The sequence below is a fragment of the Paenibacillus haidiansis genome (assembly GCF_036553665.1).
Lineage (GTDB): Bacteria > Bacillota > Bacilli > Paenibacillales > Paenibacillaceae > Fontibacillus > Fontibacillus haidiansis.
The window spans coordinates 25,616-42,142 of the sequence record NZ_JAZHPZ010000021.1 but is presented as its reverse complement, the minus strand read 5'-3'; the positions used below and the strand labels follow the sequence as shown (position 1 = coordinate 42,142).

Annotated in this window: 13 protein-coding genes; 3 read left to right on the top strand and 10 right to left on the bottom strand. The window is 54.9% G+C overall.

Annotation, left to right across the window (positions count from 1 at the left end; all coding sequences use genetic code 11):
• Nucleotides 1-215 precede the first annotated feature (215 nt).
• Nucleotides 216-893 carry a DNA-3-methyladenine glycosylase gene (locus V3851_RS24680; protein ID WP_331849100.1) on the top strand — a complete coding sequence of 226 codons (678 nt, stop codon included), beginning with the start codon at nucleotides 216-218 and terminating at the stop codon, nucleotides 891-893.
• 24 nt (nucleotides 894-917) lie between these two features.
• Here the strand turns inward: V3851_RS24680 and V3851_RS24675 are convergent, their stop codons facing one another.
• From V3851_RS24675 to V3851_RS24630, 10 genes are all read right to left on the bottom strand, one after another.
• Entirely contained in the window at nucleotides 918-1,985 is a 1,068-nt protein-coding gene (locus V3851_RS24675; RefSeq protein ID WP_331849099.1) for a protein-glutamate methylesterase/protein-glutamine glutaminase, read from the bottom strand.
• Nucleotides 1,986-2,001: 16 nt separating this feature from the next.
• Nucleotides 2,002-2,802: a CheR family methyltransferase gene (locus V3851_RS24670; protein WP_414859359.1), complete on the bottom strand. Its 801-nt coding sequence runs from the start codon at nucleotides 2,800-2,802 to the stop codon at nucleotides 2,002-2,004.
• 17 nt (nucleotides 2,803-2,819) lie between these two features.
• Entirely contained in the window at nucleotides 2,820-4,877 is a 2,058-nt protein-coding gene (locus V3851_RS24665) for a chemotaxis protein CheA (protein ID WP_331849098.1), read from the bottom strand.
• Nucleotides 4,878-4,891: 14 nt separating this feature from the next.
• The gene (locus tag V3851_RS24660) at nucleotides 4,892-5,320 is read right to left on the bottom strand and encodes a chemotaxis protein CheW (protein ID WP_331849128.1); all 429 of its coding nucleotides are present in this window, start codon (nucleotides 5,318-5,320) and stop codon (nucleotides 4,892-4,894) included.
• Nucleotides 5,321-5,335: 15 nt separating this feature from the next.
• Nucleotides 5,336-7,321, bottom strand: coding sequence for a methyl-accepting chemotaxis protein (locus tag V3851_RS24655; RefSeq protein ID WP_331849097.1), 1,986 nt, complete (start codon nucleotides 7,319-7,321; stop codon nucleotides 5,336-5,338).
• Nucleotides 7,322-7,338: 17 nt separating this feature from the next.
• On the bottom strand, nucleotides 7,339-8,934 hold the full coding sequence (locus V3851_RS24650) for a methyl-accepting chemotaxis protein (protein ID WP_331849096.1): 1,596 nt from the start codon (nucleotides 8,932-8,934) through the stop codon (nucleotides 7,339-7,341).
• A gap of 142 nt (nucleotides 8,935-9,076) precedes the next feature.
• A complete protein-coding gene (locus V3851_RS24645) occupies nucleotides 9,077-9,442 on the bottom strand; it encodes a response regulator (RefSeq protein WP_331849095.1) in 366 nt (121 codons plus the stop codon).
• Nucleotides 9,443-9,452: 10 nt separating this feature from the next.
• Entirely contained in the window at nucleotides 9,453-9,908 is a 456-nt protein-coding gene (locus V3851_RS24640; RefSeq protein WP_331849094.1) for a chemotaxis protein CheX, read from the bottom strand.
• Nucleotides 9,909-10,099: 191 nt separating this feature from the next.
• Entirely contained in the window at nucleotides 10,100-10,768 is a 669-nt protein-coding gene (locus V3851_RS24635) for a response regulator transcription factor (protein WP_331849093.1), read from the bottom strand.
• Nucleotides 10,765-13,542 (bottom strand): PAS domain S-box protein, encoded by a 2,778-nt coding sequence (locus V3851_RS24630; RefSeq protein WP_331849127.1) that lies wholly within the window; start codon nucleotides 13,540-13,542, stop codon nucleotides 10,765-10,767. The genes V3851_RS24635 and V3851_RS24630 overlap by 4 nt, the downstream gene beginning before the upstream one ends.
• Nucleotides 13,543-13,827: 285 nt before the next feature.
• Here V3851_RS24630 and V3851_RS24625 point away from each other — a divergent pair, with 285 nt between their 5' ends.
• Together V3851_RS24625 and V3851_RS24620 are read left to right on the top strand one after the other, a co-directional pair.
• The gene (locus tag V3851_RS24625) at nucleotides 13,828-14,211 is read left to right on the top strand and encodes an ArsR/SmtB family transcription factor (protein ID WP_331849092.1); all 384 of its coding nucleotides are present in this window, start codon (nucleotides 13,828-13,830) and stop codon (nucleotides 14,209-14,211) included.
• Complete coding sequence (locus V3851_RS24620) at nucleotides 14,198-16,477, top strand: heavy metal translocating P-type ATPase (RefSeq protein WP_414859358.1); 2,280 nt, start codon at nucleotides 14,198-14,200, stop codon at nucleotides 16,475-16,477. Before V3851_RS24625 ends, V3851_RS24620 begins: the two co-directional genes overlap by 14 nt.
• Nucleotides 16,478-16,527: the final 50 nt, after the last annotated feature.

The following is a 16,527-nucleotide window of genomic DNA, read 5'->3' as shown; positions in this document are numbered from 1 at the left end:
AAAATATTACGTGCCTAGTCGATAGTTTTTAAGATAAAATATTAAAAAATTATAATAGTATTCACAGCTTTAATCCATAATATAAAAGGGAGCGCTTGCAGCCGCGTTGCGCGAAATAGTGATGAAGATCTGCTGTTTCCATTGGTAAAACATGCTTCGGATTCATTGTAAATTGTAAGCCTATACCTACTAACTTAAAGGAGATCCTTGGACTCATGAATTCCCACCCCAGAAAGCAGACCGGCGGGGAGCTGCTCCCGCTTTCTTTCTATGCGGTCTCCGCATTGGAGGCAGCGCCTCGCCTATTGGGGCAGACGCTGGTCCGCGAAACCTCCGCAGGCGAGATCCGCTGCCGGATCGTCGAAACCGAGAGCTATGGCGGCGTCGAGGATAAGGGCAGCCACGCCTACGGCGGACGCAGGACCGCCCGGACCGAGATTATGTTCGCTCCGGGCGGCGCCGCCTATATTTATTTGATCTACGGCATGTACCACTGCCTTAATGTGGTAACAGGGCCGCAGGACGATCCGCAGGCCGTTCTGATCCGGGCCGTGGAGCCGCTGACGCCGGCGGACGAGGCTCTGATGCGCGCCTGCCGCGGTACGAGCGTGCGCCGGCCGGTCGACTTGTCGGGGGGCCCCGGCAAACTGTGCCGGGCCCTTGCCATCGACAAGTCGCTGAACGGCGCGCCGCTGCACAGCCCAGGCAGCCCGCTGCGGCTGGAGGCCGCCCCGGCACCGGCGGAGAGCATCGGTGCCGAGCCGGCCATCATCGCCGCGCCGCGCATCAACATCGCCTATGCGGCGGAGTACGCCGACATGCCGTGGCGCTTCTATTATCGCGATAACCCGTACGTATCGGTTATCGACAACAAAAGGGGCATTCCTTTATGAATAAGGAATGCCCCTTTTACACGATTAAACCCCCGTCAGCTGCCGGATTTTCGCGGCGATGACCGTCACCGGCACGACATGGTCGACGCAGTTCAGGCTGATCGCCGCCCGCGGCATGCCGAAGACGACGCAGGTGTCTTGAGCCTCCGCGATCGTGGATTCCGCTCCCTGCCGTTTGGCCTGCGCCATCGCCTTCGCTCCGTCGCTGCCCATACCGGTCATAATGACGTAATGCTTCTTCAGCCCCGGAAGCATGTTGACCGATTCGAACATGACATCGACCGACGGCCGGTGGCCGTTCTGCGGCGGCTCCTGATGCAGGGCGATCCGTACCTCGTCCCGCTTCCGGACCAGGGTCATATGATAGCCGCCGGGAGCGATATAGGCGGTCCCCCCTTGAATAACCTGGCCGTCCTCCGCCTCCACCACCCGAATCCGGCAGATGTTGTTCAACCGCTGGGCCAGCGAGAACGTAAACTTCGGCGGCATATGCTGAACGACAAGCACGGGGTACGGGAAATCGGCCGGCAACCCCGTCAGCACCGTTTCCAGCGCCTTTGGCCCGCCGGTGGACGTCCCGATCGCCACGATATGCCGGAACTCCTTCGAACCCGCGGAGACGGCCCGTTTCGGCTGCCACGCGATCTGCTGCCTGGACGCGCCGCGGCGCGCCGAGATCAGCACCGAGAGCGGGGTTCTGGCCGCCGCCTTGATTTTGCCGACGATCTCTTCCCGTGCGACGGCCAGTCCCGAACTCAACGTGCCCGACGGCTTCGGAATAAAATCGACCGCGCCGCCCTGCAGCGCGGTAATCGTCTCTTCCGCGCCTTCCTGCGTCAACGAGCTGATCATAATTACCCTTGTCGGCAATTCGTCCATAATCCGGGCCAGTGCCTCGATGCCGTTCATTTCCGGCATTTCGATATCCATCGTCACGACATCGGGCCGCAGCTCCTTGACCATCCTGACGCCCTCGGCCCCGTTCCGGGCCGTTCCGACGACCTCGATATCCCCGTCCTCTTCCACAAGCCGAACGATCATTTTGCGCATAAACATCGAATCGTCAACGACGAGTACCTTGATTTTCCCCATGGCCGCTTTCTTCCTTCTATTGTTTTCTGTAAAAAAAAGTGTCCGTCGACTCAAGCCCATACTGCTGAGGCTGAAAAATCTGTTCCGTTCCGCCGATGAACAAATACCCGCCCGGCTTCAGCGCCTGGCTGAACTTGGCGAATATCAAATCCTTCGCTTCATCGGTAAAATAAATCAGCACGTTCCGGCACACAATCAGATCAAATTGAGTGTCAAAGGGGTCCGAGAGCAAATTGTGCCGTTTGAAATGGACACATCGCTTCACCTCGTCGGAGATCAAATACCGTTCTCCTTGTTTCGTAAAAAAATGGGCCAAATGAGCCTTCGGCACATCCTTGACCGCCGTGGCCTGATAGTTGCCGATCTTCGCTTTGGCAATCGCATTTTGGTCCAGATCGGTCGCCAGCAGTCCGATATCCTTCAGCTCCATAAACTCGGATAAGACCATGGCTATGGAATACGGCTCTTCACCGGTCGAGCAGGCGGCGCTCCAGCATTTCAGCTTCGGACTCCGCGCCAGCAGCTCGGGAATCACCCTTTTGGCGAGCACCTCCCACCGTTGCGGGTTGCGGAAAAATTCGGATACATTGATTGTCATCTGATCCAGCAGCTCAGCATACAGCTCGGGCCGCGCGTCAAATGCCTGATAGAAATCGACGAAAGTCGAGAACCCTTTTCGTTCTTTTAAACTGCCTAGTCTCCGCTTCATTTGTTGCTCTTTATATAAAGCTAAGTCAATCCCGGACTTGGTCTTGAAGAGCTGGACGAACCGCTCAAAGTCCTGATCCTTCTGCAGGGAGGTCGACACTTGTTTCACCTTCGCCTTCTTGTATGTTAAGCTCCCGTTTTCCCGCCGATTTTGCCGATAATGCCGGCAATCTCCATAATCGGGGCGACGCTGCCGTCGCCGAGGATCGTTCCTCCGGCGATGCCGGGAACTTTGCCGATGTAGGAGCCGAGCGATTTGATCACGATTTCCTGGTTCCCCACCAGTTCGTCAACGACCAACGCCAGCCTTTTTTCGGCCGAACCGACGATGACCAGGGAAATATGCCCGCGCGGTGCCTCAGGTTTGGATAAACGGAAAAAGTCATGAACCCATGCGACCGGGATCACCTGATTGCGGAGCAAAATGACCGATTGCCCCCTAACCGAGACAATGTCTTCGGAGGTGATCCGGACAATCTCCGCTATATTGCTCATCGGAATGATGTAGGTCTGCCCTGAAACCTTGACCAGAAGGCCTTCGATGATAGCCAGCGTAAGCGGAAGCTTGATTTTGAAGCTCGTCCCCTTACCGGCGCTCGTGGCGATTTCAATCAAGCCGTTTAATTTCTCGATATGGCTTTTGACGATATCCATCCCGACGCCCCGTCCGGAAACCTCGCTGACAACGACGGCCGTGGAAAATCCGGGCCGGAAAATCAGCTCCACCGAATCCCTTTCCGTCAGCTCCTCGGCTTCCTTGTGCGTAATTACGCCTTTTTTGATCGCGGATGCCCGCACTTTTTCCGGATGAATGCCGGCCCCGTCGTCTTCGACGTAAATCACCACTTGGTTATCTTCATGGGCCGCCCGAATCGTTAAGGTGCCCTTCGGGTCTTTGCCGCCGGCTTTGCGGATTTCGGGAGCCTCGATCCCATGATCCACAGCATTCCGGATCAAGTGGATGAGCGGGTCGGCGATCTCTTCGATCAGCGTCCGGTCCAGCTCGGTGTCCTTGCCTTCGATGACCAGCTCGATATCCTTCCCAAGATCGCGCGACAAATCGCGAATCATCCGCGGGAACCGGTTGAACAATTGTTCGATCGGAAGCATCCGCGTTTTCATTACGCTCTCTTGCAAATCTGCGATAATGCGCGAAAGATGGTCGGAAATTTGACCGAGCTCCTCCACCGAATCGTCGGTAAATCTTCTTCGCTGAATGCGCTCCACCTGATGAATTCGGGTCTGATCGATCACCAGTTCGCCGACCAGGTTCATCAAATGCTCCAGCCGCTCGACGCTGACGCGGATTGTTTGAGGCGGTTTTGCTTTCCCGGAGGAGGCACTCTCATTCTCCTCCCGACCGTCCCTCTTGGGGTCGGATAAGGCAGCAGAAGGCTGTACCAGCTCTATTTCCGCCGCGGTTAAAGACTCGATACGCACCTCGGCTACATCCGTTAAATTCGCGACCCGTTTATGCAGCTCCTCCCGCTCCAAGACTCCGGCATGGAGAAAGGCGATTTCCGCGGCATCCCCGCCGGATTCCTCCAGTTCCTCCAGCTCCGGTGCTGCAAACAGTACCTCGCCCCATTCCGATAGGCCGGAGTGGATGACGAATGCACGCGCTCCCTTAATGATGCAATCCTGCGATATGGTTACGAAAACCCAGTTGACCATCCGATTCTGCTCCAGACACTCGCCGGCCTTTAAGCGGGTGTGCAGCGGCAGTTCCGGGTTTGCCAAAGACGAATCCCGGGGCTGCACAGCCGGCTCGGATTCCGGCGGACTAACCGGCAAGACTGCCTCAACCCCGCCGGCAAAATTGCGCAGCTCGCCGATGCAGACGGAAACATCGATGCCCGTACCGCCACCGCCGTCCAAAATATCGAGCTTGAGCAGCTTCAGATGATCGAGAGCCTGAAACAACCGGTCAACGAGCCCGCCGGTCACGTTTCGTTTTCCGCTCCGCACCAGATCAAGCAGTTGTTCCATCTCATGCGTCAGCTGCTTCATGACATCAAAGCCCATCGCCGCGGACGAGCCCTTCAAAGTATGAGCGGCACGAAACAGGCTCTGCACGATCCGGCCCGTATCTCCGCCCTGCTCCAGCTTCAATATTTCCTCATCCATCAGTTGGAGTTGTTCCTCAAGCTCTTCCAGAAATACCTCTCTATATTCAGACAGCACGCCGGTTTGCCCCCTTATTCATGCAGCAGAACTTCGTCGAGCCGCAAAATTCCGACCAGACCGCTCTCCGCCAGTCCAATCCCCGTAAAAAAGCCGCCCTGTACGCCCCCGACCCGCTCGGGAGGGGGCTGGATATCCGAAAAGGTAGTCACCTTATTCACCCGGTCCACGATAATCCCGACAGCTTCCTCCCGATGGTGGATAACAACGATTCTGCTACTCTTCGTGTACTCGGCTTCTTCGCTGCCGAACAGGCAGCGGAGGCTGATGACCGGGACAATTCTTCCCCGCAAATTGATTACGCCCTTGACATATTCCCTTACGTTTGGAATGGCCGTGATCTCTTGGATTTTGATAATCTCATGAATATCCTGAATGCGGATGGCGTATTGTTCCTGCTCGATTCCAAACTCAATATACTGATCCTGGACGATCGACTGCATCATGCTCCCCTCCCTTCAGATTTTAAAGTCCGATACCATACGGTTCAGTTCCTCGGCCAGTTCGGCCAGCGAACCGGCCGTCGAAGCCGTTTCCTCACTGCTGGCCGCGGTTTGTTGCGTGGAGGCCGATATATTTTCGATCGCGGCCACAACATCACTCGATTGCGCCGCTTGCTCTTCGCTCGCCGCCGCGATCTCCATCACCCGGCTCGCCGACTCGCCGACCATGGTGGCGATATGCTCGAAGGCCTCCCCCGATCTCACCGTCGAGATTACACCGGCCTCGACCGCTTTGGCCGTTTCCGACGTATTGCTTTGCATTCCCTTGATAATGCCGCTGATTTGCTTCGTCGCCTCGCCGCTCCGTTCGGCCAGCTTGCGTACTTCGTCGGCCACGACGGCAAAGCCCCGTCCCTGGTCTCCGGCGCGCGCGGCCTCAATCGCCGCATTCAAGGCCAGCAGGTTGGTCTGTTCGGCAATATCGTCGATGACCTCGATAATTTCGCCGATCCGGTTCGAATCCTCTTCCAGCTTAAGCACCTGACTGCTCACGGTGTTCATCTCTTCAATGGACCGCTGCACCACAGCTCCGCCGTCGCCGGCCACCTCCGAAGTTTTGTTCGCCAGCTCGGAAGCCGATGAGGCGCTGGCCGCTACCGAATTAATCGCGACGGACAATTCCTTGAACAGCTCATTGATGGTCTGGACCGAGTATGCCTGATCGCTGCTTCCCGAAGCCAGTTCCTCGGACCCGGCCGATATTTGCTGCGACGCGGCGGCAACCTGCGAGGCGGTCAGACTGACCTGGCCAAGCATGGACCTCATACTCCGGGCAATCTCATGGAATCCGCGTCCGAGCACCCCGATTTCGTCTCGTCTTCGCAGCACCCGCTCCGGCAGCTCTTGCGTGAAATCGCCCCGGGCCATATATTCCCCAACCTCCACTGCTTTGTTCAGCGGGTTCACAATACTGGCCGTCAGCAGGGTGATGATAGTCCCTAATATCAGAAGGGTCAAAATTCCGGCGATGAAGAAAATTCCGAGCAGCCGGTCCGAATCGGCGGTAATCTCTTCCACCGGAATCGCGATGGCGGCCGACCAAGGGGTATTTGTCTCCCCGATCTCAATCGGATCATATACGAGATACTTGCCGTTCGAAGTTCCCGTATACGTTTCGCCGTTTTGGATCGCATTAACAACCGTATCGGTAAAACCGCCCGGGAAGGCCTCGCTCAGCTTCTTTCCGATCAGGTTCCGGTCACGCTGAGTTACAATCGTTGAGGTATTGGAATAAAGATTCGCATATCCGGTGCTGTACAACTGGAATTGATCCATCATCGTTTGCAGAGAGGCCAAATCAATATCAATCCCTACCGCACCTACTACTTGGCCGTTTTCTTTAATTGGAACAATAAGGGAAGTCATCATCACGTCGGTGTCGTCAAGCTGAAAGATGTAAGGATCCAGGACCGTCTCCCGGCCGGTTTCCTTCGGAAGCAAATAGAAGTCACCGGTTCCCGCCACATCATAATCCTTAAGCGCGCTTAGCTTCAGACCCGAGTCGGTTCTCGCCCAATAGGAAAGCAGCCTTCCCGTCTCATCCGAACCGGGTGTATTGCGAAAAGCCTGGTCTTTGCCGTCAAATGCGTTCGGCTCCCAAATCGTCCACGCTCCGATATAAGCCGGGTTATCTTCCAGAACTTTTTTAAGCAAGGCATTGACCGCATCCCGATTTGCCGAACCCGTTTGTTTCATGATCTCCAGCGTGACCGATACATTCCGGGCGATGCCGATCGTACCGTCAAATTCCTTCTGCACACTGACGCCGATCTTCTCCGCCGCCGATTCCGTCAAAGCGGCGGCGGACTCCAAAGCCTCGCTTCGGGTGCTGGCTATGATAAAGTACAGCATTATTCCGAGCAGAATAATGATTGAACCCAGGATCGTAATCAGCATACGCGACCGCAATTTCATGGAAAAGCCAAACCTTTTTAAATTCACGCTCGTCCCCACCTAAGTTATAATTTCACCTTGAATACCGATACCGTGTGGTTCAACTCTTCCGCCAACCCGGCGAGAGATTGGGCCGCCGAGGCCGTTTCTTCGCAGCTTGCCGCCGACTCCTCGGTTACGGCCGAGATATTCTCTACCGCCGACAGGACTTCCGTCGACTGGGCCGCCTGCTGCTGGCTTGCCGCCGCAATCTCGGTCACTTTCCCCGCGGACTCGTTGACCTTCGCGATGATGAGATCGAACGCCTCGCCGGTCTGCTCGGTCAGCACGACCCCTTCACGGGTCGCCTTCGCACTTTGACGGGTATTTTCCTGCATGCCTTTAATAATGCCTGTAATTTGTTTCGTCGCTTCCCCGCTGCGTTCCGCCAATTTGCGCACCTCATCGGCTACCACGGCAAAGCCTCTGCCTTGATCCCCCGCACGGGCCGCTTCAATCGCCGCGTTTAAAGCCAGCAGGTTGGTTTGTTCGGCAATATCATCAATGACCTCGATAATCTCACCAATCCGGTTGGAGTCGTCTTCCAGTCTGGCTACCTGCAGATTGACCTGGTTCATGCCTTCGATCGAAGAACGGACCACCTTGCCGCCTTGCTCCGCGATGTCCATGGTATCACCGGAAATATCCGATGCCTGTTCAGCAATCCGGGCTACGGCATGAGTGGCTGCCGTCAATTCCTGGAACAGTTCGTTAATCGTCTGTGCGGCGTTAGCCTGAGCGGCGCTGCCGCTGGCGATTTCTTCGGTGCTGGCGGAAATCTGCTGCGCGGCGGCCGACACGCCTTCCGCGGTAGATACGGCGCTGCTGACGGTTTTCCGCAAGCTGAGAACCATTTCATTCGTAGAATTTGCCAGCATCCCAACCTCATCCTTCGAATCCAGATCGGTCGTCTCGGTCAAATCTCCATCGGCGACCTTCTTCACCAAGTTGACCACCTTATTCAGCGGAACCGAAATACTGCGGGAAATCAATGTGCCCAACACAAGGCCGATCAGCGCGGCCAAAACAATCAGACCCACAGTAACATTACGGGAGAATGCGTACGCTCTATCGGTCTCCAGATCAAGATCATTCGCCAATTGACTGTTCCGCTCTATCAGTTGGCTTATTGTTTCCGCAACCTTGTCGCCGGCTGCCTGGAAACCTCCCTGTACCAGGGCACCGAACTCTTCGCTTTTGTTCGCATAAGCAAGCTCGACCCCCTGATTCACGAGTTGATAGTAATTTTCCCAATCCGTAGCGAAGGTGCCGAGCAATTCTTCCTCGGTCGGTGTTAACTGCGTATTTCGGTATTGATTGATTTGGTCTTCGATTTCTTGAGCACTTGCTTGAATACTCTGATTAATAGCTTCCTTTTGCTCTCTCGTTTCAGCCATGTAATAGATCTCGCGGATATTTACACGAATTTTCTGGTACGCTTCCGACACGTCACCTAGATAGCGTATAGGCATAAGATTATTGTCGTACATAGCGGATAGATTATCGTTGGTTTTATTCAAATTGCTCAAACCGAATAGACCCATAATTACGATCAATAACGTCATAACTATAAACGCGATACTCAATTTCACGGAAACCTTAAAATTACGAAACCAGCTCATTACGAACCCCCGCTCTCCCTGTCTTTTATTTGTTCCATCTCTTCCTCAAGGTGTTCCAAAATCCGCTCCAGCTCTTCTTCCGACAAGCGATCATTATGATTGAATGCGATAAATTCCACTTGTTATTCCTTCCTTCGTTTGCTTACTTTCCCGATACCTTGCGGATAGCTTCCAGAACCCGTTCTTCCTGAAACGGCTTGACGATAAAGTCCCGGGCCCCGGCTTGAAGGGACTCCACAACCATCGTTTGCTGCCCCATCGCCGAACACATAATGATCTTCGCGTCCGGATCGAAGCTCTTGATTTGACGAACCGCCTCCACGCCTTCCATAACGGGCATTGTAATATCCATGGTAACCAGATCCGGCGTCAAAGCCCGGTACTTCTCGATGGCCTCCTGCCCGTTCTCCGCCTCGCCCACTATCTCGTAACCGTTCTTGGTCAGCATATTTTTCAACATTAGCCGCATAAAAGCCGCGTCATCGACGACTAAAATCTTATTGCTCATGAGATCCTCCTTAATTCTGCAGCAGTAAAATGGTATTGACCGGACCGATCTCGTCCAGGTTGATTTTGACCCGGATTCCGCGTTGGAATCCGAACAATTGCAGTTGACCGACCATCACGGTCGGGGGCGTTATATCTATCTTTCTGCCCTTCCCCGATAAAATCGTCGAAGTATTCCCGGCGATCATATTCGCCATCTCGCCGACAAAACTGTGAAGCATATCTCCTTCAAGAGCCATGCCGAACATGTTTTGGCTGAGCCGGCTGAAAATCCGGCCTTCCCCTTCGATGATCAACCGCCCCTCCACATCGCCGACAATGCCTACCAGCACACCGACATCGCTTTGAATGAACGATTGATCGAATAGATTGGGAGCTTCAACTTGCATCGGGCAAGAAAACACATGCCTGATGGATTCGATGGCGCTATTAAGCAAATCCGTGGCCCCGTCGTACTTTTGCACCATTAAATAATCCTCTTTTCTATGATATTTGTCCTATCTTTTTAGTACTCTCATCATACACTCACCCTCATGGCTGGTAACCGAAAAAAAGTTGCGGGGGCACGCAAAAAAAATGCGGAATATTGTTGATAATTGTCGAAAAACACAAAACCCCGTGTCCAAAGGGAGACGGGGTTTCACGTCCTTCAATTCAATTATGAATTCACCGACGAGGAAAAATCGGAATCCGACAACAGGCCCAGCGTCTTCGCCTTTACGGCCGCTTCGATCCGGAACTTCACACCTAATTTCTGAAACAGATTCGTCAGAGAATACTCCAAGGATCGCTGGCTCACATGAATTTTCTCCGCGATCTCCTTGTTGCTTTTACCTCTGGCAATCTGCTTCAGAATATCATATTCCCTGCCCGTCACCACGCCCGGCTCCGAGCTCCCCGCCGTTACCGGCGTCTGGGCGGAAGTCCTCCTCACCTGCTTGATCAGCGATAAGGGCAAAACGACCTCGCCGCGCAATGCGCAACGTACAGCGGTCACCAACTGATCCTTATTGGCGGTCTTCAGCACAAAGCCGGAAATTCCCGCCTCGACCATCAGATTGAAGTGATTGGTGAATTCAAATCCGGTATATATTAAAATAACCGCTTCCGGTACGATGGCCAATATTTGTTTGGCCAGGTCGATTCCGTTCATTCCGGGCATATGCAGATCGACCAGCATGACATCATAATGATATAGTCTGGCCAGCTCCAGCGCCTTCTCGGGCGTCTGGGCCAACGCCACAACCATATCTCCTTCCTGCTCAAGCATGAATTTGGTGCCCGCCATGACCGAAGGGTGGTCGTCCACCAGCAAAATATCGATCACCGTTTGTCCCCCCTCGTTCTGTCTTTTTCTTTGCCCGCCGGTACGGAGATGTGTACGGACAATCCCGAATCCGGCGGCGAGTAGAGCTCGATGCTTCCATCCATACTTCGTACCCGTTCCCGCATACTGTAAATGCCCATGCTTTGAAAAGCGGAGGTGGTTTCCTCTACATCCAGGCCCACTCCGTTGTCTTCATATTCCAAATGAACCCGCTCATCTCTTGAATAGAGCTTGATGATGACGAGCGAAGCCCGGGAATGCTTTGACGCATTCGCCAGCAATTCCTGTACGATACGGTACAGTCCGATAAGGAGATCGTCGCCGAGCGCGTAACCGAGATCGGAATAATCGAACCGGATCGCGAAATTGGTCCTGAGCTGCGTGAATTCAAACAGCGTTTCCAGCGAACGCTCCAGTCCTTCCTCTTGCAAAAGCGGCGGCCTTAGCTCGTTGCAGGTAATTCTGATTTGGTAAATTACATCAAGCAGCCCCTGCTCGATTTCCGCCATTTGCCTGCGATATTCCGGATCCAGGTTCACGCTCTCGGCAAGCTGGTTTAGCTTGCGGTACCAGATAATTTGCTCCTGCAGTGCGGCGTCGTGCAGATCCTGGGACAACCGCTTGCGCTCATTTTCGGACAAATGGAACATAAACCGCAGCAGCCACTGCGGGATCACCCGTCCGGAAGCCAGCTGATCGACATCGCGGCGCAAATCTTCAATAACGCGGAAATTGTCATACAGAACGCTGACGTAACGAGACAGCGTCTCGAGCCAGACCTTGTGAGCCTGTATCATCAACAGCTGCGAGCTCTCGCTCACACACAAAATGCAGCTGTCCCCGCCTACGTCCCCAATCTTCACATAATGCCCGTCCAGCGTATCGACCAGTTCGCAAAGCGGCAGAGAATCGGCTCCATACTCCGAGATACTCTCGGCGACTCCCCGGGGAATATCCCTGTATCCATGCATAACGGTCGTCCCGCCGTCCTGACAGACGGTCATCAGGCACACGCGCTCACTCCCGAGTACCTGCCGCACCTCCCGGACCAGCCGGTCGTTTAATTCCTCCACCTTCACCACACCGAACAGATCGGACGAAAATTGATCCAGACTCATCTGGAGTCGGAAATAACGGTCCTCGCTCTCTCGGATCAATTGCTCCGCATTCCGCCGTTCCTCCTCGTCTCTTTTCTTTGAAGTGATATCCCACGCCAGCCCCAGCGCCGCCCCTTGGCCCAGATATGGGATCGAGGTAAGCACGACCTCCAATTCCAGAGTCCGGTTCTGGAGATCGATGACCTTATACTCGGTCACTTGGGTGCCCCCAGGCTGTTCATACACCTGCGTGATTATCTCCAGCCCCTTCTCTACGTCTTCCGGCCGTAAAAAATGGGCCAGCGGCAATCCGATGATTTCCTCTTCGTCTTTGGCGCCGAGCATCCGGACACCCGCCGGATTAACATAGAGAATCTTGTAATCCCTGTGAATGAATATCGCCAGCGGCAGCAGCTCAATCAGTTGGCGGTTCAGTTGCTCGCTAGCCATGAGCGCCCTTTCCGCTTGCTTGCGGGCCGTTATATCCTCGAACACGACCTCCACGTTTGAATTGGCTTTATCATATATGCCGGTAACGGACACCTCGATTTCCTTGCCGTCCACGCAGACCAGCGTCATCTCTTCCGCAGGCAAAGAACCGTTTTGATTCAGAGTCTCGACGACCGTTTTACCCCATTCGGCGTTCTTTCCGACAATCCACTCCCAAGGTGTTGTTCCAACGATATCCGCAAGATTCGACGCTTTCAGCACTTTCAGCCCCATAGGGTTGATATACACGACCATTCCGTGTTGAATGACCGCTATGGCCACCGGCGACAGCTCCACCAGCCTGCGGTAACGTTCCATGCTTTCCTTAAGGGCGATCTCCATCTTCTTGCGTTCGGTAATATTATAAAATACGTGAACGGTAGAACCGGTGAACTCATCGTATACCCCGGTCACCTCCGTATATACATGCTGGCCGTCCCCGCGCAGCACCTCATACTCGATCGCATCCCCGTATTTATAGACCGGAATAGCTCGAATCCGCCGCTTGGCCTTCTCCCATTCATGTGGGGGTAAAATGCGCAAAATATCCTGGCCGACGATTTCATCCAGCGAATCGAAGCCCAAAAGCCGGAGGCCGGCGGAATTGACATAAGTAAATTTTCCCCCCTTCTGAACGATCATCGGAGTCGGGAAAAGCTCGATTAATCTGGAGAAATGCCTTTCGCTCTCTTGAAGCCTTTGCTCCGATTCCTTTTTCTCGGTAATATCGAGCACGATGCCGTCCAGCCGGACAAGCTCTCCATGGCGATCCATCGTAGGGATAATCCGCACGTTTACCCAACGTGTCTCACCGCCCGCGTGAATGATGCGGTAATCACTGGCATCGGCCTTACCCTGCCTAAGTCCTGCCGCCACTTTCGTGAAATAATTCAAATCGTCGGGGTGAATGATGTTTTGCCATGACATCTTGCTCGTAAAACTCCCCGGAAGGAATCCAGTAATCGATACGAAGGCTCGCGAGGTAAAGACGACCCTTTTCAAATGATCGTCATACGACCAGGTGCCGACGTCGATATTGTGCAACATATTTTCGAGCAGCCTTCCCCGCTCCTCCGAAGCCTTCAGCATTTGGCGAAGATGCCAAAGCCGCTTCAGAAAGAAGCAAATGACCGCAAAAAGAATAATTATAAAAATCAAAACGACCAGCGCAGTTCCTTCGTCTATCATGCTGTCCAAGTTAGTTTCCCCTTTGCGAGATAGTAATCAAGTCAAGACGGGACTCCTATCTTTCCTAAACTGCTTATATTTTTCATATCGGCAGAATTGCCCGGATTTCAAAGATTGCCGAAAGATTTAAACAGTGACAAATATTGGCCGAAAATTCCTGAAATCAGGGAATCATTCAAGCAAAGGTTTGAATATAATGGTTCATAGTCGTATAATTTGGGTAAACATTCAAACGATCATTTGAATGAAAGATAAGTTGCGAAATTGGAATATGGAGGGAGCCGCATGAAGACCGATATCCAGCCGGCCGATGAAGTCTGCGAGCAGCATTGTGGAGATTCTGCCCGTACGGATTGGCTGCAAGGCGAATTCCGGGAAGACGACATACTTGGCATGGCACAGATTTTCAAAGCATTGTCCGACCCCAACCGGGTGAAAATCGCCTGTTTGCTGCTGCAAGAGCAGGAATGCTGCGTATGCGATATTGCGTCCGTGCTCGGCGCTTCGATCGCGACCGCTTCTCATCATTTACGCCAGCTCAAGCTCATGGGAATCGCCAAATCGCGTAAAGACGGGAAGAATGTTTTCTATTCTTTGAAGGATCATCATATTGAGACCCTGATTACGATGACGTTGGAGCACCAAAAGGAGAGGAATGAGCATGAATAAATCCGATGCCGCCCCTAAAGAAACAGCCGGGCAACCGGACTTGCGTATGGAATACAAAGTGCAGGGACTGTCCTGCGCCAATTGCGCGCGCGAGATGCAGGAGGAGATCCGAAAGCTCGATCATGGCCAAGATGCCGCGCTGTTGTTTGGCAGCGGTCGGCTGCTGGTCCGGCCGGAAATCGATCTGGCCCGGGTCCAGCGCATTCTTAGCGGCGACGGGGCTTCCCTTGCCCTGCCATCTCCCGGCAACGATAGGAAAGGCGAAAAGGAACGGCATGATCACGCGGACCATGGACACGGAAGAGAGGATGCCCATACCCGGCCTCAAGGTCATGGACATAGTCATGAACACAGCCATGGCGAAAAGGCCGATCATAGCGGGCAGTGGCTGCTGACCGTCTCCGCTTTGCTCTATGCCGCCACGTTTTTCGTAAACAACCTGCTGCCGGATCAAGTCATCATTTTGATGTATATTTCTTCTATTATATTGAGCGGGTTTTCCACCTTTGTGCGCGGGCTGCGCAATCTCGTTCGCCTTAAATTCAATATGGATACGCTGATGACCGTCGCCCTGGTCGGCGCGGCGCTGATCGGCGAATGGAAAGAGGCCACGCTCGTCGCCATTTTGTTCGGTTTAAACGAACTGCTGGAGGGTTACGGCATGAACCGGGCCCGCCAATCGCTGGAGGCGCTGCTGGATGCTTCGCCGAAGCAGGCGGTGCTGGTCAAGGACGGGCGCGAAGTTACGGTGCCGATCTCACGGCTTCGTGCCGGGGATATCGTACTTGTCCGCGCCGGCGAGAAGGTTCCGTCGGACGGAACCGTGCTTAGCGGTTACAGTGCCTTGAACGAAGCGGCGATTACGGGCGAGTCCATTCCCGTGCCGAAGCAGCCGGGGGCTTCCGTCTTCGGCGGCAGTATCAACGCCGACGGGCTGCTGAAGATCCATATCGACAAAGCTTACGAGGATTCCTCCCTCGCGAAGATTATGCACCTGGTACAGGAAGCCCAGGATACCAAAACGCCGACCGAATTGTTTATCGACAAATTCGCCAGATATTATACGCCGGCCATCATGCTGATCGCCGTGCTGATTGTGCTCGTGCCGCCGCTGTTGTTCGGGCAGCCGTGGATGAAATGGCTTTACGAAGGGCTGGCGATTCTGATTGTCGGCTGCCCTTGTTCGCTCGTGTTGTCTTCGCCGGTCGCCTTGGTCAGCGGGATGACCCGCTGCGCCCGTAACGGCGTCCTGGTCAAAGGCGGCGTTCACCTTGAGCAGCTCGGGAAGATCGACGCAATCGCGTTCGACAAGACCGGCACCCTGACCTTGGGACGGCCGTCGGTAATCCGCGAGGTCGTTTACGATCCGGCACGGTTTCACCGCGTCGCCGCGGCCGTCGAGGCCGGCTCCCTGCACCCGCTCGCCGAAGCGGTCGTGCGGCATGCCACGGCGGCGGGCGGCGCTCTCGCCAAGGAAGATCTGCCGCAGCCAGCCGGGCTGACGACGCTTCCCGGCGTCGGGCTGACCGCCAGCCTGGATGGCACGCGGTACTGGGTCGGCAGCGAGGAGGTGCTGGGTCGGCTCTCCCTGCCGGAGAGCGCCCGCAGCCGCGTCCTTGCCGACCTGGCCCGGCTCAAGAAGGACGGCCTCACCGTCGTGCTCGCCGCCGAAGCGCGCCGCGTGCTCGGCCTGTTCGGTCTCGCCGACGAGCTCCGGCCGGAGAGCCCGGACGTCGTCCGCCGGCTGCACGAGAGCGGCATCGCCCACACCGTCATGTTGACGGGCGATCATGCCGGAGCCGCCCGGGCGGTGGCGGCCAAGACCGGCGTCACGGACTGGCGGGCCGGCCTTCTGCCCGAGCAGAAAGCGGAAGCCGTCCGAGAGCTATCCCGCTCGCGGACGGTGGCGATGGTCGGGGACGGCATCAACGATGCTCCCGCTCTGGCGGCCGCGAATCTGGGCATCGCCATGGGCAAAGGGACGGACAGCGCGGTGGAAACCGCCGATATCGTCCTGATGCAGGATCACCTTGGCAAATTGCCCGGCGCGATCGGCGTCGCAAGGCAGGCCGGCCGGGTGATCCGCTGGAATATCGGCATCTCGCTGACCCTCAAGCTGATCGCGCTGCTGCTCACGATTCCCGGTTGGCTTACGCTGTGGATCGCCGTCATCTCCGACATGGGGGCCACCATCGTCGTCACTCTGCTGGGATTAACGGTACTCCTCGGCAAGGATAAATATCCGTCTCCGGAACCAAAAGCATAAATTATCACAACTTTTCCCCTCCTGGATGCGTCCATATACGCAAAAGGAGG

Bases quoted from the DNA above. Each gene is read 5' to 3' on its own strand.
- V3851_RS24680 (WP_331849100.1), top strand. From the start codon at position 216: ATGAATTCCCACCCCAGAAAGCAGACCGGCGGGGAGCTGCTCCCGCTT.
- V3851_RS24675 (WP_331849099.1), bottom strand. From the start codon at position 1,985: ATGGGGAAAATCAAGGTACTCGTCGTTGACGATTCGATGTTTATGCGC.
- V3851_RS24660 (WP_331849128.1), bottom strand. From the start codon at position 5,320: ATGCAGTCGATCGTCCAGGATCAGTATATTGAGTTTGGAATCGAGCAG.
- V3851_RS24650 (WP_331849096.1), bottom strand. From the start codon at position 8,934: ATGAGCTGGTTTCGTAATTTTAAGGTTTCCGTGAAATTGAGTATCGCG.
- V3851_RS24645 (WP_331849095.1), bottom strand. From the start codon at position 9,442: ATGAGCAATAAGATTTTAGTCGTCGATGACGCGGCTTTTATGCGGCTA.
- V3851_RS24640 (WP_331849094.1), bottom strand. From the start codon at position 9,908: ATGGTGCAAAAGTACGACGGGGCCACGGATTTGCTTAATAGCGCCATC.
- V3851_RS24630 (WP_331849127.1), bottom strand. From the start codon at position 13,542: ATGATAGACGAAGGAACTGCGCTGGTCGTTTTGATTTTTATAATTATT.
- V3851_RS24625 (WP_331849092.1), top strand. From the start codon at position 13,828: ATGAAGACCGATATCCAGCCGGCCGATGAAGTCTGCGAGCAGCATTGT.
- V3851_RS24620 (WP_414859358.1), top strand. From the start codon at position 14,198: ATGAGCATGAATAAATCCGATGCCGCCCCTAAAGAAACAGCCGGGCAA.